This window comes from Leclercia sp. AS011, assembly GCF_037152535.1.
Lineage (GTDB): Bacteria > Pseudomonadota > Gammaproteobacteria > Enterobacterales > Enterobacteriaceae > Enterobacter.
On record NZ_JBBCMA010000005.1, the window covers coordinates 241,536 to 258,646 of the forward strand.

Consider the following 17,111-nt stretch of genomic DNA (forward strand, 5'->3'; position numbering starts at 1 on the left):
ACTACTGCACCGGGCTTAAGGTGATCTCAACGCGACGGTTCTGCGCTTTGCCTTCCGCCGTGCTGTTGCTGGCGATCGGGTTCGCCGGGCCCATGCCGTTGGTGCGAATACGGTTCGCCGCCACGTTCTGGGTGATCAGCGCGCTGGCTACCGCGTCGGCACGCTGCTGGGAGAGACGCATGTTCAGATCCTGGCTGCCGGTGCTGTCGGTATAGCCCAGCACGTTCACCGCGGTTTTCTCGTACTCTTTCAGCACCATCGCCACGCCGGTCAGGGTATTGGCACCCGCCGGTTTCAGCGTCGCGCTGTTGCTGTCGAAGGTAACGTTGTTCGGCATGTTCAGAATGATGTTATCGCCGCTGCGGGTAACGCTTACGCCGGTGCCCTGCATCTTGTCGCGCAGCTTCGCTTCCTGCACGTCCATGTAATAACCGGCCCCGCCGCCCAGCGCTGCGCCTGCTGCGGCACCAATCAGAGCGCCTTTGCCACGATCTTTTTTCGAGGAGGAGAGCGCGCCAACGCCTGCGCCTACCAGGGAGCCGATGCCCGCGCCAATGCCTGATTTACCCGCTTCGCGTTCGCCGGTGTAAGGATTGGTGGTGCAGCCTGAAACAACCAGTGCGCCGCTGACTACGGCGGCAATCATAAGTGCGCTTTTTTTCATCTTCTTTCCTTAAGCTTTTTTATTCTTTGCCACGACGGGCGTGGCGGTTGATTATGACGTGCAGTTACGGAGAAAATTCCGGGGATAACTCTTAAATTTGTGTCAAATCATAAACAGCCTCAATGAAGGCTGAGAAAACCTGCAACCGGCAATCCAGGAGCACACGCGGTGACCACTTCTACAAAAACCATTCTGACGGCAGCCCACTGGGGGCCCATGCTGGTCGAAACCGACGGCGACACGGTGATTTCGTCCCGTGGCGCGTTACCGACGCAGCACCCTAATTCCCTGCAAACCGCGGTGCGTGACCAGGTGCACAGCAAAACCCGCGTGCGCTGGCCGATGGTCCGCAAGGGTTTTCTGGCCTCGCCGGATAGCCCACAGGGGGTGCGCGGGCAGGATGAGTTTGTGCGCGTAAGCTGGGATCAGGCGCTGGATCTTATCGACGCGCAGCATAAACGTATTCGTGAGAACTATGGCCCATCGTCCATTTTTGCCGGGTCGTACGGCTGGCGTTCGAACGGCGTGCTGCATAAAGCTGCCACCCTGCTTCAGCGCTATATGAGCCTGGCGGGCGGCTACACCGGCCATCTGGGGGATTACTCCACCGGCGCGGCGCAGGCCATCATGCCTTATGTTGTAGGCGGCAACGAGGTGTACCAGCAGCAGACCAGCTGGCCGCTGGTGCTGGAGCATAGCGACGTGGTGGTGCTGTGGAGCGCCAACCCGCTCAACACCCTGAAAATTGCGTGGAACGCTTCCGACGAGCAGGGGATCCCTTACTTCAACGCGCTGCGTAAAAGCGGCAAGCGCCTGATCTGTATCGATCCGATGCGCTCCGAAACCATGGATTTCTTCGGTGAGAGCGCCGAGTGGATCGCCCCGCATATGGGCACCGATGTGGCGATGATGCTCGGTATCGCCCATACGCTGGTGGAAAACGGCTGGCAGGACGAGGCGTTCCTTGCGCGTTGTACCAGCGGCTATGAAAAATTTGCCGACTATCTTCTCGGCGCGACCGACGGCATCGCCAAAACTGCCGAGTGGGCCGCCGACATCTGCGGTGTTCCGGCGGCGAAAATCCGCGAACTGGCAGCGTTATTCCACAGCAACAACACCATGCTGATGTCCGGCTGGGGGATGCAGCGCCAGCAGTTTGGCGAGCAGAAGCACTGGATGCTGGTCACCCTCGCCGCGATGCTCGGCCAGATCGGCACCCCGGGCGGCGGCTTTGGTCTGTCGTACCACTTCGCCAACGGCGGCAACCCGACGCGGCGCGCGGCGGTGCTGGCCTCGATGCAGGGCTCGGTCAAGGGCGGGACGGACGCGGTGGATAAATTCCCGGTGGCCCGTATTGTCGAGGCGCTGGAAAACCCGGGCGGCTTCTATCAGCACAACGGACTGGATCGCCACTTCCCGGACATTCGCTTCGTCTGGTGGGCGGGCGGCGCTAACTTTACCCATCACCAGGATACCAATCGTCTGATCCGCGCCTGGCAAAAGCCGGATCTGGTGGTGATCTCCGAGTGCTTCTGGACCGCGGCGGCGAAGCATGCCGATATCGTCCTGCCGGCCACCACCTCGTTTGAACGTAATGACATGACCATGACCGGCGACTACAGCAACCAGCATATGGTGCCAATGAAGCGGGTGGTGCCACCGCGCGATGAAGCGCGTGATGATCTGGAGGTGTTTGCCGAGCTGAGCGAGCGCTGGGAGCAGGGCGGACAGGAGCGTTTTACCGAAGGCAAAACCGATCTTGAGTGGCTGGAGACTTTCTATCAGATCGCCGGACAGCGCGGCGCGGCACAGGGCGTCACCCTGGCCCCTTTTGCTGAGTTCTGGGAAGCCAATGCCATCGTTGAAATGCCGGAGTCCGACGAAAACGCGCAGTTCGTACGTTTCGCCGATTTCCGTCGCGACCCCGAGGGCCATCCGCTGAAAACCGAAAGCGGCAAAATTGTGATCCACTCTGAGCGGATCGCCAGCTTCCAGTATGCCGACTGTCCGCCGCACCCGATGTGGCTGGAGCCGGACGAGTGGCATGGCAATGCCGAGCCCGGGCAGTTACAGATCCTGTCTGCCCACCCGGCGCACCGTCTGCACAGCCAGCTCAACTACTCTTCCCTGCGCGAGCAGTACGCGGTGGCCGGGCGCGAGCCGGTGACGCTGCACCCGGATGACGCCAACGCGCGCGGCATTGCCGACGGCGACCTGGTGCGCGTCTGGAACCATCGCGGTCAGGTGTTGGCCGGAGCGGTGGTCAGCGACGGCATCAAGCCGGGGGTGATCTGCATTCACCAGGGGGCATGGCCGGATCTGGATGCTGAAAATGGCGGGATTTGTAAGAACGGGGCGGTCAACGTGCTGACCAAAGATCTCCCCAGCTCGAAGCTGGGGAATGGCTGCGCGGGGAATACCGCCCTGGCGTGGCTGGAAAAATATCAGGGGCCGACGCTTACGCTGACGGCGTTTGATCCGCCTGCCAGCTCATAAGCCAGGTCGGGTGTTGGGTATCTTCCTGCCAGGCGCTGTCTTCAATCCGAAAGCCCTGAGCATGGTAGAAATTCACCGCCCGGCTGTTCTTCTGGTAAACCTCCAGGCTTAACGACGGGTAGCGCTGCTGCACATGGTGGATCAGCGCATGCCCGATCCCCTTTCCGGCATACGCCGGGTCGACAAACAGCGCCCCGATATAGACGGACTGCATCACGCTGATGAAACCCCGAAGCTGGCCGTCCTCTTCCCACACCCAGGTCTCTGCCGACGGCAGGTAGACCTCCCGCACGACCGCCTCGCTCTCCTGCCAGTACTGCGCATCGATAAACGGGTGGGCGACGGTGGTGCTCTCCAGCCAGAGGACCAGCAGCGGCTCGACATCGTCACTGAGCCATTTGCGGATCATATTGACCTCCGGGATGGCAGTGGCAGGCGGTAACATGATCGTTAACCAGCCCGCAGGCCTGCATAAAGGAGTAACAGATGGTGGTGCCGACGAACTTAAAGCCGCGCTTTTTCAGCGCTTTTGACAGGGCGTCTGAAGCGGGCGTCGAGGTGGGGATCTCTGCCAGCGTTGCCGCCTGAGTCACCTGCGGATTGTTATCGACAAAGGACCAGACGAAATCGGAAAAGCGCTCGCCGTTCTCTTCCATCGCCAGATAAGCCCGGGCGTTACCGATGATGGCTTCGATTTTGCCGCGATGGCGAATAATGCCCGCATCCAGTACTAACCTGTCGACGTCAGCGGTGGTCATCCCGGCGACCAGAACAGGATCGAACTGATGGAAGGCCTGGCGATAGTTTTCCCGCTTTTTAAGCACGGTGATCCAGGACAACCCAGCCTGCTGGCCTTCAAGGCAGATCATCTCAAATAAATTCTTTCCGTCAGTTTCCGGCACGCCCCACTCTTTATCGTGATAGGCGATGTAGAGCGGATCCTGGCTAACCCAGCCACAACGTTGCATCGGTTCTCTCCCTTATTGCTCCTGAAATTGCAAAAATTTCAATCGACCCGGCTTGACGTGTCATCTAAAGAGACAATAGTTAATACAGGCTGATACGCAACATTCTTCATGTAGCCGCGTAGCCTCACTATAAACAATCACAAATATCGCCGAATTCGGCTCTTCTCTGGAGTCGCTTTGATGATTATAAAAAAAATAAGTGGCCGCCATGCCGTAACCGGTCTGGTGAGTTTCTTGGCCTGTCTGCTGACAGGCAACACAGCAAATGCCTGGCAACAGGAATATATCGTTTCGGATACAAAAAGTAATACCACTGAGCGTTATACATGGGATGACGATCACCAACCGCGTTATGAGGACATTCTCAAAGAGCGGATCCTCTCTTCACAGAATATGCCCGGTCTGGCGCTGAATTTGCCGGATTCGTCACCGACGGACGCGACCAGCACGATGAGCGTGGGCTGGAGTATTCCCGTTGCCCGCCGCTTCACCACCGGACCGGTTGCCGCCTGGCATTACGACGGCTCCACGCCCAATATGGTTAACGAGTTTGGCGACAGCGTGAGCACGCAGTCGCTGACCGACCCGCTATGGCATGCCAGCGTCAGTACCCTGGGCTGGCGCGTGGATACGCGGCTGGGCGATGTGCGGCCCTGGGCGCAAATCAGCTATAACCAGCAGTTTGGTGATAATCAGTGGAAGATGCAGTCCGGGCTGGGGCGCCTGGCTCCCTCAACGCAATACGGTAACTGGATGGATGTCACCGTCGGGGCCGACATGCTGATCAACCCCTATATGGCGGCCTATGCCTCGATGTCCCAGGCCGAAAATATGTCCACCGGAGAAGATTACCTCTATACCCTCGGCGTCAGCGCCAGGTTCTGAAACCCGTGGATGATTGACCTGAGCGACACCGGGCGTGGAGCTTTTCCCGGACGAGTCCAGGTCATTCATTCCTGATTTATGGCATTTCATTCCATCCCCTCTGCACTTCATGCCGTTTTACCCCTGTTGATGTGGGGTTTTGGTTATCGTTGTCAGCAGTGAACTTCCCTTTTTTCTGCTGCAGGACAACTGCCATGAACACTTCAACTTACAACCGCACTCGCTGGCTGACCCTTATCGGCACCATAGTGACCCAGTTTGCTCTGGGTTCAGTCTATACCTGGAGCCTGTTTAACAGCGCCCTCTCCGACAAACTCGATGCCCCGGTCAGCCAGGTGGCCTTCTCCTTTGGCTTGCTGAGCCTGGGTCTGGCGCTCTCATCTTCTATCGCGGGTAAATTACAGGAACGTTTTGGCGTAAAACGCGTCACCATGGCTTCCGGGATTTTGCTGGGAGTCGGCTTCTTCCTGACCGCTCACTCCAGCAACCTGATGATGCTCTGGCTGAGTGCCGGGGTGCTGGTGGGGCTGGCGGACGGCGCGGGCTACCTGTTAACCCTGTCGAACTGTGTGAAATGGTTCCCGGAGCGTAAAGGGCTGATCTCCGCCTTCGCTATTGGCTCTTATGGCCTCGGCAGCCTGGGCTTTAAGTTTATCGACAGCCATCTGCTGGCCACCGTTGGTCTGGAGAAGACCTTCATGATCTGGGGCGCTATCGTACTGGTGATGATCCTGTTCGGTGCCACGCTGATGAAAGATGCCCCGCAGCAGGAAGTAAAATCCGTTAACGGCGTGGTGGAGAACGACTTCACCCTTGCTCAGTCCATGCGTAAACCTCAGTACTGGATGCTGGCAGTGATGTTCCTGACCGCCTGCATGAGTGGTCTGTATGTGATTGGCGTAGCGAAAGATATCGCCCAGGGGATGGTGAAACTGGATGCCGCAACGGCGGCCAACGCGGTCACCATTATCTCTATCGCCAACCTCTCTGGTCGCCTGGTGCTCGGTATCCTCTCCGATAAGATCGCCCGCATCCGCGTGATTACGATCGGCCAGGTGGTATCCCTGGTGGGCATGGCCGCGCTGTTATTCGCCCCGCTCAATGAAGTGACCTTCTTCGCCGCCATTGCCTGTGTGGCATTTAACTTCGGCGGCACCATTACCGTCTTCCCGTCGCTGGTAAGTGAATTCTTCGGTCTGAATAACCTGGCAAAAAACTACGGCGTTATTTATTTAGGCTTTGGTATCGGCAGTATTTGCGGCTCGCTTATTGCTTCGCTGTTCGGCGGCTTTTATGTCACCTTCTGCGTTATATTCGCCCTGTTAATCCTCTCTCTGGCGCTCTCAACCACTATTCGCCAACCGCAGCGCGAAATATTTAAAGAAGCGCATGCCTGATTAAAACTTCCCCTAAGGGCCGGATATTCCGGCCTTTTTTGTTTTTAAAGGTGGTAAAGAACAGGTTGCTGGTATGTCATCGGACTTGTTTTTTTGTAAATATTTGCAGGGATCACATTCTCTGCTGCCACTTTTTCTTTTCCCTGTGGTCTACTTACCGCGCTTGAAGACGTTTCTAATAACTGTCCCCTGAGCAATGAAATATCCTGTTCACTTTTTGACCAAGAGTGAAGCGGCTCTACTTTACCTTTTTCCAGGTTGCATTAATGAAATATATCAAAGCGATGACGCAACAAAAGCTCAGCTTTTTGCTCGCGTTGTACATCGGTCTGTTTATGAATGGCGCGGTTTTTTTCCGTCGGTTTGATGGTTATGCGCAAGATTTTACCGCCTGGAAAGGAGTCGCTGCGGTCGTTGAACTGGTGGGCACTGTACTGGTCACCTTCTTTTTACTGCGTCTGCTGTCGCTGTTTGGACGCCGTATCTGGCGCGTACTCGCCACGCTGGTGGTGTTGTGCTCGGCGGGTGCCAGCTATTACATGACCTTTATGAACGTGGTGATTGGCTACGGCATTATTGCCTCGGTGATGACCACGGATATCGACCTCTCGAAAGAGGTGGTCGGTTTGCACTTTATTCTGTGGCTGGTTTGCGTGAGCATCCTGCCTCTGCTGCTTATCTGGAACAACCGCTGCCGCTATACGCTATTGCGTCAGGTGCGTACGCCGGGTCTGCGTATCCGAAGCGTGGCGCTGGTGATGCTGGCGGGCTTAATGGTCTGGGGGCCGATTCGCCTGCTGGAAGTTAAGCAGAAAAGTGACGAACGTACCTCCGGCGTGGATATGCCGAGCTACGGCGGCGTGGTGGCGAACTCCTATCTGCCATCCAACTGGATCTCCGCGCTGGGGTTATATGCCTGGGCGCAGGTGGATGAGTCCTCGGATAATAAATCGTTGATGAACCCGGCGAAGAAGTTCACCTATCAGGCGCCATCGGATATCGATGATACCTATGTGGTCTTCATTATTGGCGAAACCACGCGCTGGGATCATATGGGTATGCTGGGCTATGAGCGGGATACCACACCGAAGCTGGCGCAGGAGAAAAACCTCGTCGCCTTCCGCGGTACGTCCTGTGATACGGCCACCAAGCTCTCGTTGCGCTGCATGTTCGTGCGTGAGGGCGGCGCGAGCGATAACCCGCAGCGGACGCTGAAAGAGCAGAACGTCTTCTCTGTATTGCACCAGCTGGGCTTTAGCTCCGATCTCTACGCCATGCAGAGCGAGATGTGGTTCTACAGCAACACCATGGCCAGCAACATTGCCTACCGCGAGCAGATTGGCGCCGAGCCGCGTAACCGCGGTAAGAGCGTGGACGACATGCTGCTGATCGACGAGATGCAACGCTCCCTGCAGGGGCATGAGCAAGGTAAGCACTTGATCATCCTGCATACCAAAGGGTCGCACTTTAACTACACCCAGCGTTATCCGCGCAGCTTTGCCAAATGGACGCCGGAGTGTAAGGGCGTGGATAAAGACTGCAGCAAAGCGCAGCTCATTAACTCCTACGACAACTCGGTGACCTACGTGGATCACTTTATCGACAGCGTGATTGACCAGGTGCGCGATAAGAAGGCGATTGTTTTCTACGCCGCCGACCACGGTGAGTCGATTAACGAGAAAGAGCATCTGCACGGCACGCCGCGCAAGATGGCTCCGCCGGAGCAGTTCCGCGTCCCGATGATGGTGTGGATGTCCGACAAGTACCTGGAGAACCCGGACAAAGCCAAAATGTTCGCTCATCTTAAAGAGCAGGCGGAAATGAAAGTGCCGCATCGTCATGTGGAGCTGTACGACACGATCCTCGGTTGCCTCGGTTATACCTCGCCAGACGGCGGGATTAACGAGAATAACAACTGGTGTAAAGTGCCGGACGGCGCAGCGAAAGCCGCAAAGTAACAGGCCTGGCGACTTTATAGCCGATCGAAAGGCTTTTGCAAAATAAGGGATTGACGGAGGCAGAGCGTAGCAGTAAGATGCGCTCCGCATTCGGCGAGTAGCGCAGCTTGGTAGCGCAACTGGTTTGGGACCAGTGGGTCGGAGGTTCGAATCCTCTCTCGCCGACCACATTTGAAAACCCCGCTCTTTGAGCGGGGTTTTTGCATTTATCGCCCGCAGAACTTTGTCGCATTAACGTGTTATCTTTCCAGACTTATTAAAATAGGGTCTACCTGTCGTTCCCCCTGCCTGTTAACGTTTTTGTGACATATTCCATTGTATTTTTTTATATATGGAATGATCTTTTTTCGCGTTGCTTATGGATAACCTCAGCATTTTCCCCTGTGCGTTTTAACGTTCATGGCATTTAGTGCGCAGATAATCGCCATTCCGTAAGAAAATTTACCCCGGTTGAATAAATGTTAATCACTGGTTGTAGCAGAATGAGTAGAGAGTTGTGCTGCATCATGGCGGGTAGCATAAATTTCCCTGCTGAAAATACGCCCCGGTAGTTTTTTTAATCTTTGTTTGCCAATTCTCACACTTAGCGTAAATCCCCGTCACCTGTATTGACGTTTTCACATTCTGTTGACAGATTGTAGGGCACGAGGGGCATTTCAGGGAGGATCTGCGCTGCAACTCAGTCGCTCTTCTGAAAGGAATCTCCATCCCTTATAACGCCTCAGGGCAACACCGACCGGACCGGGTAAAAAATAAATAAAGGTCAGGCGGCGTAACACAACAAAGCAAAACATCACATTGGAGCAGAATAACAATGAGTATTTCCTTGAAGAAGTCAGGGATGCTGAAGCTTGGTCTGAGCCTGGTGGCCATGACCGTCGCAGCAGGCGTACAGGCAAAAACCCTGGTCTACTGTTCTGAAGGCTCGCCGGAAGGCTTTAACCCACAGCTCTTTACCTCTGGTACCACGTACGACGCCAGCTCTGTACCGATCTATAACCGTCTGGTTGAATTCAAAACCGGCACCACGGAAGTTATTCCGGGTCTGGCTGAGAAGTGGGAAGTCAGCGAAGACGGTAAAACTTACACCTTCCACCTGCGCCAGGGCGTGAAGTGGCAGGACAGCAAAGAGTTCAAACCAACGCGCGATCTGAACGCCGACGACGTGGTGTTCTCCTTCGATCGTCAGAAGAATGCCCAGAACCCGTACCATAAAGTCTCTGGCGGCAGCTATGAGTACTTCGAAGGGATGGGCCTGCAGGACCTGATCAGCGAAATCAAAAAAGTGGACGACAACACCGTTCAGTTCGTGCTGACGCGTCCTGAAGCGCCGTTCCTGGCTGACCTGGCCATGGACTTCGCCTCTATTCTGTCAAAAGAATATGCCGACAACATGCTGAAAGCCGGCACGCCGGAGAAAGTTGACCTGAACCCAATCGGTACCGGTCCGTTCCAGCTGCAGCAGTACCAGAAAGACTCCCGTATTCTGTACAAAGCGTTCGAAGGTTACTGGGGCACCAAGCCGCAGATCGACCGTCTGGTCTTCTCCATCACGCCTGACGCCTCCGTGCGTTACGCCAAACTGCAGAAGAACGAGTGCCAGGTGATGCCGTATCCGAACCCGGCTGACATCGCGCGCATGAAGCAGGACAAAAACATCAACCTGCTCGAGCAGGCGGGTCTGAACGTGGGCTACCTCTCCTTTAACACCGAGAAGAAACCGTTTGATGACGTGAAAGTGCGTCAGGCGCTGACCTATGCGGTGAACAAAGAAGCGATCATCAAGGCCGTTTATCAGGGCGCTGGCGTTGCCGCGAAGAACCTGATCCCACCAACAATGTGGGGCTACAACGACGACGTTAAGGATTACACCTATGACGTTGAGAAAGCGAAAGCACTGCTGAAAGAAGCGGGCCAGGATAAAGGCTTTACCGTTGAGCTGTGGGCGATGCCAGTACAGCGTCCTTACAACCCGAACGCGCGCCGTATGGCCGAGATGGTTCAGGCTGACTGGGCGAAAATCGGCGTTCAGGCCAAGATCGTGACCTACGAGTGGGGCGAGTACCTGAAGCGTGCTAAAGCAGGTGAGCACCAGGCGGTCATGATGGGCTGGACCGGCGACAATGGGGATCCGGATAACTTCTTCGCGACCCTGTTCAGCTGTGCCGCGGCGAAAGACGGTTCTAACTACTCTCGCTGGTGCTACAAGCCGTTTGAAGATCTGATTCAGCCAGCGCGTGCTGCAGAAGATCACAACAAGCGTATCGAACTGTACAAACAGGCTCAGGTTGTGATGCATGACCAGGCGCCAGCGCTGATCGTGGCTCACTCAACCGTGTACGAGCCAGTGCGTAAAGAAGTTAAAGGCTATGTGGTTGATCCACTGGGCAAACACCACTTCGAAAACGTCTCTGTTGAATAATTAAAAGCAATGCCAGGCGGCGCTGCGCTTGCACTGGCCTACGGAATGTAGGCCGGGTAAGCGTAGCGCCACCCGGCAGCAGTGCTTTATTCCCTCTCTGAAAGGGGAGGGAATAAGATTTGTGAGCAATACAGACGTCTCGCCTCCAGGCGTACGTCATTAGAGAGAATCCGGGTTATGTTGCAGTTCATCCTCCGACGTCTGGGACTTGTTATCCCCACGTTTATCGGTATCACCCTTCTCACCTTTGCCTTCGTCCATATGATCCCCGGTGACCCGGTAATGATTATGGCGGGCGAGCGTGGAATTTCTCCTGAACGTCATGCACAGCTGTTAGCCGAACTGGGGCTGGATAAGCCTATGTGGCAGCAGTATCTCCACTATATCTGGGGGGTCATGCATGGTGATTTAGGTATTTCGCTGAAAAGCCGCCTGCCGGTGTGGGAAGAGTTCGTACCACGATTTAAAGCAACGCTGGAGCTCGGTGTCTGCGCCATGATTTTTGCCGTCTCCGTGGGTATCCCGGTGGGCGTGCTGGCTGCGGTGAAACGTGGCTCTATCTTTGATCATACCGCCGTAGGCCTGGCGCTGACCGGCTACTCCATGCCTATCTTCTGGTGGGGCATGATGCTGATCATGCTGGTGTCGGTGCAGTGGAACCTGACGCCGGTGTCCGGACGCGTCAGCGATATGGTCTTCCTTGATGACTCCAACCCGCTGACCGGCTTTATGCTGATCGACACGGCCATCTGGGGCGAAGAGGGCAACTTTATCGATGCGCTGGCGCATATGATCCTGCCGGCCATGGTGCTCGGTACGATCCCGCTGGCGGTGATCGTGCGTATGACCCGTTCGTCGATGCTGGAAGTGCTGGGCGAGGATTACATCCGTACCGCTCGCGCCAAAGGTCTGACCCGTATGCGGGTGATCATCGTTCATGCCCTGCGTAACGCCATGCTGCCGGTCGTCACGGTTATCGGCCTGCAGGTGGGAACGTTGCTGGCCGGGGCGATCCTGACCGAAACCATCTTCTCCTGGCCGGGTCTCGGTCGCTGGCTGATTGACGCACTGCAACGCCGTGACTATCCGGTGGTGCAGGGCGGTGTACTGCTGGTGGCGACGATGATTATTCTCGTCAACCTGCTGGTCGATTTGCTGTACGGCGTGGTGAACCCGCGTATTCGTCATAAGAAGTAAGGGGCCATCATGTCACACGTATCTGAAAATAAAGTGGTTGCTGCACCGGTTCCCATGACGCCGCTGCAGGAGTTCTGGCACTACTTCAAGCGCAATAAAGGCGCGGTTGTAGGGCTGGTGTATGTCTCCATCATGATCCTGATTGCGGTGTTCGCCAACGTGCTTGCCCCGTATAACCCGGCGGATCAGTTTCGCGACATGCTGCTGGCGCCGCCGGCCTGGCAGGAGGGGGGAACATTCGCTCACCTGTTAGGTACCGACGATGTCGGCCGCGATGTACTGTCCCGTCTGATGTACGGTGCGCGTCTGTCCCTGCTGGTGGGCTGCCTGGTGGTTGTGCTCTCGCTGGTTCTCGGCGTTGTTCTCGGCCTGGTGGCGGGTTACTTCGGCGGGCTGGTGGATAACACCATCATGCGTATCGTCGACATCATGCTGGCGCTGCCGAGCCTGCTGCTGGCGCTGGTGCTGGTGGCGATCTTCGGTCCGTCGATCGGCAATGCCGCTCTGGCGTTGACGTTCGTGGCGCTGCCTCACTACGTGCGATTAACCCGTGCGGCGGTGCTGGTGGAAGTGAACCGTGACTACGTTACCGCGTCTCGCGTGGCGGGTGCGGGTGCGATGCGTCAGATGTTCGTCAATATTCTCCCGAACTGTCTTGCGCCGCTGATTGTTCAGGCGTCGCTCGGTTTCTCTAACGCCATTCTCGATATGGCCGCTCTTGGCTTCCTTGGCATGGGTGCGCAGCCGCCAACACCGGAGTGGGGCACCATGCTCTCCGACGTGTTGCAGTTCGCGCAAAGCGCCTGGTGGGTTGTGACCTTCCCGGGTCTGGCGATCCTGCTGACGGTGCTGGCATTTAACCTGATGGGTGATGGTCTGCGTGATGCACTTGATCCCAAACTGAAGCAGTAAGAGGCACGAGATGGCGTTATTAAATGTAGATAAATTATCGGTGCACTTCGGTGACGTGGGCTCCGAGTTTCGCGCCGTAGATAGGATCAGCTACAGCGTAAATCAGGGTGAAGTGGTCGGCATCGTCGGTGAGTCAGGTTCCGGTAAATCGGTAAGCTCGCTGGCGATTATGGGGCTGATTGATTTTCCTGGCCGCGTAATGGCGGAAAGCCTGGCGTTTAACGGCCAGGATCTGAAGCGTATCTCTGAAAAAGAGCGTCGCAACCTGGTGGGCGCCGAAGTGGCGATGATCTTCCAGGACCCGATGACCAGCCTTAATCCCTGCTACACCGTTGGTTTCCAGATTATGGAAGCCATTAAGGTGCATCAGGGTGGGAATAAACAAACCCGTCGTCAGCGGGCAATCGACCTCCTGACCCAGGTGGGTATTCCCGATCCGGCCTCGCGTCTGGATGTCTATCCGCACCAGCTCTCCGGTGGGATGAGCCAGCGCGTGATGATCGCCATGGCGATTGCCTGTCGTCCGAAGCTGCTGATTGCCGATGAACCCACGACCGCGCTCGACGTGACCATTCAGGCGCAGATCATCGAGCTGCTGCTGGAGCTGCAGCAGAAAGAGAACATGGCGCTGATCCTGATCACCCATGACCTGGCGTTAGTGGCCGAAGCGGCGCATAAAATCATCGTGATGTACGCCGGACAGGTCGTGGAAACCGGGAACTCGCACGATATCTTCCGCGCGCCGCGTCACCCTTATACTCAGGCGTTGCTGCGTGCGCTGCCGGAGTTCGCCCAGGACAAGGCGCGTCTGGCGTCGCTGCCGGGCGTAGTGCCGGGTAAATATGACCGCCCGACCGGCTGTCTGCTGAACCCGCGCTGCCCGTATGCCACGGATAAATGCCGCGTTGATGAGCCGGATCTCTATACCCTCAGCGACGGCCGTCAGTCTAAATGTCACTACCCACTCGATGACGCCGGGAGGCCTACACTATGAGTTCGCAAGAGGCCACCATGCAACAGCCGCTGTTGCAGGCTATCGATCTGAAAAAACACTACCCGGTGAAGAAGGGGCTGTTTGCCCCGGAACGCCTGGTGAAAGCGCTGGATGGCGTCTCCTTTACTCTGGAGCGCGGCAAAACGCTGGCGGTGGTGGGGGAGTCCGGCTGTGGGAAATCCACTCTGGGCCGTCTGCTAACCATGATTGAAACCCCGACCGGGGGCGAGCTGTACTATCAGGGCCAGGATCTGCTCAAGCACGATCCTGATGCGCAGAAGCTGCGTCGCCAGAAAATCCAGATTGTGTTCCAGAACCCGTATGGTTCCCTGAACCCGCGTAAGAAAGTGGGGCAGATTCTGGAGGAGCCGCTGCAGATCAACTCCACATTGAGCAAAGAGCAGCGTCGCGAGAAAGCGCTGGCGATGATGGCGAAAGTGGGGCTTAAGACCGAGCATTACGATCGCTATCCGCACATGTTCTCCGGCGGTCAGCGTCAGCGTATCGCTATCGCCCGTGGTCTGATGCTCGACCCGGATGTGGTGATTGCCGATGAACCGGTCTCCGCGCTTGACGTGTCCGTCCGTGCGCAGGTGCTGAACCTGATGATGGATCTGCAGCAGGATCTAGGCCTGTCGTATGTCTTTATCTCTCACGACCTGTCGGTGGTGGAGCACATCGCGGATGAAGTGATGGTGATGTATCTGGGCCGCTGCGTAGAGAAGGGGACGAAAGATCAGATCTTTAATAACCCGCGCCATCCTTATACTCAGGCGCTGCTCTCCGCGACACCGCGTCTGAACCCGGACGATCGTCGGGAGCGCATCAAGCTGACCGGCGAGCTGCCAAGCCCGCTTAACCCGCCGCCGGGCTGTGCCTTTAACGCCCGCTGCCGCCGTCGCTTTGGGCCATGCACCCAGCTGCAACCGCAGTTAAAAGACTACGGCGGTCAACTGGTGGCCTGCTTCGCCGTCGATCAGGATGAAAACGGCGAAAAGCCTCTGGCGTAAGTGATAAAAAAACCGGCGATAAGCCGGTTTTTTATTGGAACGGGGAAAGGTTATTTCCGTAAACGAATCTGGTCGACAGCATGTTTCTCACTCTTGGTGAGGATCAGGCTGGCGCGCTCACGCGTTGGCAGGATGTTCTCTTTCAGGTTCACGTAGTTGATCTCATTCCAGAGCGAGGTGGCCACGTTAACGGCCTCTTCTTTCGAGAGCTGGGCGTAGTTATGGAAGTAGGAGTCAGGATCGGTGAACGCCCCTTCGCGGAACTTGAGGAAGCGGTTGATGTACCAGTTCTGCAGCAGATCTTCCGGCGCATCGACGTAGATAGAGAAATCGACAAAGTCAGAGACAAAGACATGATGCGGATCGTGAGGATAGTCCATCCCGCTCTGCAGCACGTTTAACCCTTCCAGAATCAGGATGTCCGGCTGCACCACCGTTTTATCCCCGTCAGGGATACGGTCGTAAATCAGGTGCGAATAGACCGGAGCCGTCACGTTTGGCACGCCCGATTTCAGATCCGACACGAATTTCACCAGACGGTGCATATCATAAGAGAGCGGGAAGCCCTTCTTCTTCATCAACCCGCGTTCCTTTAACACCTCGTTAGGGTGCAGGAAACCGTCGGTGGTGATCAGCTCCACGCTGCGGTGTTCCGGCCAGCGGCTCAGCAGCGCCTGCAGGACACGCGCCGTGGTGCTTTTACCCACGGCGACGCTGCCGGCAATACTGATGATATAAGGAATGCGCTGCCCGTTAGTACCGAGGAACTGCTCCAGTACGGCCTGTCGGCGGAGGTTGGAACTGATATAGAAATTCAGCAAACGCGATAGAGGCAAATAAATTTCAGCCACTTCTTCAAGCGACAGGTCTTCGTTTATCCCTTTTAACCGTGCGATTTCGCCTTCCGTTAAGGTCATCGGAACGGAGTCACGCAGAGCAGCCCACTGGCTGCGGCTAAACTGGAGATAAGGCGTCATTAACATTTGCTCTTTTTTGCTCATAAGCATGCTTGAGTGAGGCGTCTCATCCCACAGTAGAAGCTAACCGTGCGGGGGGAGGGCACATCACATAATCGTTAATTTTGGACAATGCGCAGGAGGTTAACACCAGATGGGCCGAATAATAAGAAAAAAAGTGGCCCAGTGTTACGTTAAGCGCGAATGGTCACAGACCGGGTAGGAGCCCTTTCCGGGGCAATAAATGATGGAGATTTACGCGCATTTGCCTGGAATTACAGCGTTATTCGCTCTTCTCGCACAAAATGTGAGCGAAAGAACGATTTATGCAAATTTTTAGTTGCATGAACCTGCGGGTCTCCCTAAAATGCGCGCTACTTGATGCCGACTTAGCTCAGTAGGTAGAGCAACTGACTTGTAATCAGTAGGTCACCAGTTCGATTCCGGTAGTCGGCACCATCAAGTCCGGTGGGGTTCCCGAGCGGCCAAAGGGAGCAGACTGTAAATCTGCCGTCACAGACTTCGAAGGTTCGAATCCTTCCCCCACCACCACTTTCTGGCAGCGTTAACGCCGCCGGAGCTGGTTGGAAAAATAACCAGCTCGAACATGAAAAGAGAGAAATCTCTTTTTTTGTTACAGAAAGAACTGGGTAGCCGAGTTTCAGGATGCGGGCATCGTATAATGGCTATTACCTCAGCCTTCCAAGCTGATGATGCGGGTTCGATTCCCGCTGCCCGCTCCAATACGTGCTGATATGGCTCAGTTGGTAGAGCGCACCCTTGGTAAGGGTGAGGTCCCCAGTTCGACTCTGGGTATCAGCACCACTTCACTTCTCCCTCCCGTTTCTCTCTGTTTCAATTTAAATGAATTCAACAGTTCAGGCATTTCGCCTGGTTGATGTGGTGATATCACCGATTTATCCGTGTCTTAGAGGGACAATCGATGTCTAAAGAAAAGTTTGAACGTACAAAACCGCACGTTAACGTCGGTACTATCGGCCACGTTGACCATGGTAAAACAACGCTGACCGCTGCCATCACTACCGTACTGGCTAAAACCTACGGTGGTTCTGCTCGTGCATTCGACCAGATCGATAACGCACCAGAAGAAAAAGCTCGTGGTATCACCATCAACACTTCTCACGTTGAATATGACACCCCGACTCGCCACTACGCACACGTAGACTGCCCGGGCCACGCCGACTATGTTAAAAACATGATCACCGGTGCTGCGCAGATGGACGGCGCGATC

14 protein-coding genes and 5 tRNA genes are annotated in these 17,111 nt (G+C 55.9%); 15 read left to right on the top strand and 4 right to left on the bottom strand.

Going from position 1 to position 17,111, the window contains the following annotated elements; genetic code table 11:
• Position 1: 1 nt before the first annotated feature.
• Positions 2-664, bottom strand: coding sequence for an OmpA family lipoprotein (locus tag WFO70_RS18630; protein ID WP_337018261.1), 663 nt, complete (start codon positions 662-664; stop codon positions 2-4).
• A 168-nt stretch (positions 665-832) separates the two neighbouring features.
• Between WFO70_RS18630 and WFO70_RS18635 the strand changes: the two genes are divergently transcribed.
• Complete coding sequence (locus WFO70_RS18635) at positions 833-3,160, top strand: molybdopterin guanine dinucleotide-containing S/N-oxide reductase (protein WP_442913400.1); 2,328 nt, start codon at positions 833-835, stop codon at positions 3,158-3,160.
• Here the strand turns inward: WFO70_RS18635 and WFO70_RS18640 are convergent.
• Positions 3,123-3,569, bottom strand: a complete 447-nt coding sequence (locus WFO70_RS18640; RefSeq protein WP_337018263.1) for an N-acetyltransferase — start codon at positions 3,567-3,569, stop codon at positions 3,123-3,125. The genes WFO70_RS18635 and WFO70_RS18640 overlap by 38 nt on opposite strands.
• Entirely contained in the window at positions 3,547-4,128 is a 582-nt protein-coding gene (gene tag / locus WFO70_RS18645; RefSeq protein ID WP_337018264.1) for a DNA-3-methyladenine glycosylase I, read from the bottom strand. Before tag ends, WFO70_RS18640 begins: the two co-directional genes overlap by 23 nt.
• A 180-nt stretch (positions 4,129-4,308) precedes the next feature.
• On the opposite strand from tag, the gene WFO70_RS18650 reads away from it, so the two are divergent.
• The 9 genes from WFO70_RS18650 to dppF all read left to right on the top strand — a co-directional run bounded on the left by WFO70_RS18650 (position 4,309) and on the right by dppF (position 14,903).
• A complete protein-coding gene (locus WFO70_RS18650) occupies positions 4,309-5,013 on the top strand; it encodes an autotransporter domain-containing protein (protein WP_337018266.1) in 705 nt (234 codons plus the stop codon).
• 194 nt (positions 5,014-5,207) lie between these two features.
• Entirely contained in the window at positions 5,208-6,410 is a 1,203-nt protein-coding gene (locus WFO70_RS18655) for an L-lactate MFS transporter (RefSeq protein WP_337018267.1), read from the top strand.
• 266 nt (positions 6,411-6,676) lie between these two features.
• Positions 6,677-8,368, top strand: coding sequence for a kdo(2)-lipid A phosphoethanolamine 7''-transferase (gene eptB, locus WFO70_RS18660; RefSeq protein ID WP_337018269.1), 1,692 nt, complete (start codon positions 6,677-6,679; stop codon positions 8,366-8,368).
• Between the two features lie 91 nt (positions 8,369-8,459).
• A tRNA-Pro gene (locus WFO70_RS18665) sits at positions 8,460-8,536 on the top strand.
• Positions 8,537-9,182: 646 nt separating this feature from the next.
• The gene (gene dppA / locus WFO70_RS18670) at positions 9,183-10,790 is read left to right on the top strand and encodes a dipeptide ABC transporter periplasmic-binding protein DppA (protein WP_337018271.1); all 1,608 of its coding nucleotides are present in this window, start codon (positions 9,183-9,185) and stop codon (positions 10,788-10,790) included.
• A gap of 177 nt (positions 10,791-10,967) precedes the next feature.
• Positions 10,968-11,987 carry a dipeptide ABC transporter permease DppB gene (gene dppB / locus WFO70_RS18675; RefSeq protein ID WP_337018273.1) on the top strand — a complete coding sequence of 340 codons (1,020 nt, stop codon included), beginning with the start codon at positions 10,968-10,970 and terminating at the stop codon, positions 11,985-11,987.
• Positions 11,988-11,996: 9 nt separating this feature from the next.
• Positions 11,997-12,899, top strand: coding sequence for a dipeptide ABC transporter permease DppC (gene dppC / locus WFO70_RS18680; protein ID WP_337018275.1), 903 nt, complete (start codon positions 11,997-11,999; stop codon positions 12,897-12,899).
• Positions 12,900-12,909: 10 nt separating this feature from the next.
• Positions 12,910-13,893, top strand: coding sequence for a dipeptide ABC transporter ATP-binding protein (gene dppD / locus WFO70_RS18685; RefSeq protein WP_337018277.1), 984 nt, complete (start codon positions 12,910-12,912; stop codon positions 13,891-13,893).
• A complete protein-coding gene (gene dppF, locus WFO70_RS18690; protein WP_337018279.1) occupies positions 13,890-14,903 on the top strand; it encodes a dipeptide ABC transporter ATP-binding subunit DppF in 1,014 nt (337 codons plus the stop codon). Before dppD ends, dppF begins: the two co-directional genes overlap by 4 nt.
• 50 nt (positions 14,904-14,953) lie before the next feature.
• On the opposite strand, the gene coaA is transcribed toward dppF, so the two are convergent.
• On the bottom strand, positions 14,954-15,904 hold the full coding sequence (gene coaA, locus WFO70_RS18695; protein ID WP_337018280.1) for a type I pantothenate kinase: 951 nt from the start codon (positions 15,902-15,904) through the stop codon (positions 14,954-14,956).
• Positions 15,905-16,242: 338 nt separating this feature from the next.
• Between coaA and WFO70_RS18700 the strand changes: the two genes are divergently transcribed.
• The 5 genes from WFO70_RS18700 to WFO70_RS18720 form a co-directional block, all read left to right on the top strand.
• Positions 16,243-16,318: transfer RNA gene (locus WFO70_RS18700), tRNA-Thr, on the top strand.
• 8 nt (positions 16,319-16,326) lie between these two features.
• Positions 16,327-16,411, top strand: a tRNA-Tyr gene (locus WFO70_RS18705).
• A gap of 116 nt (positions 16,412-16,527) precedes the next feature.
• A tRNA-Gly gene (locus tag WFO70_RS18710) sits at positions 16,528-16,602 on the top strand.
• Positions 16,603-16,608: 6 nt separating this feature from the next.
• Positions 16,609-16,684 (top strand) — tRNA-Thr (locus WFO70_RS18715).
• Between the two features lie 118 nt (positions 16,685-16,802).
• A partial coding sequence (locus tag WFO70_RS18720) for a GTP-binding protein (protein ID WP_227537806.1) occupies positions 16,803-17,111 on the top strand: 309 nt, incomplete at its 3' end.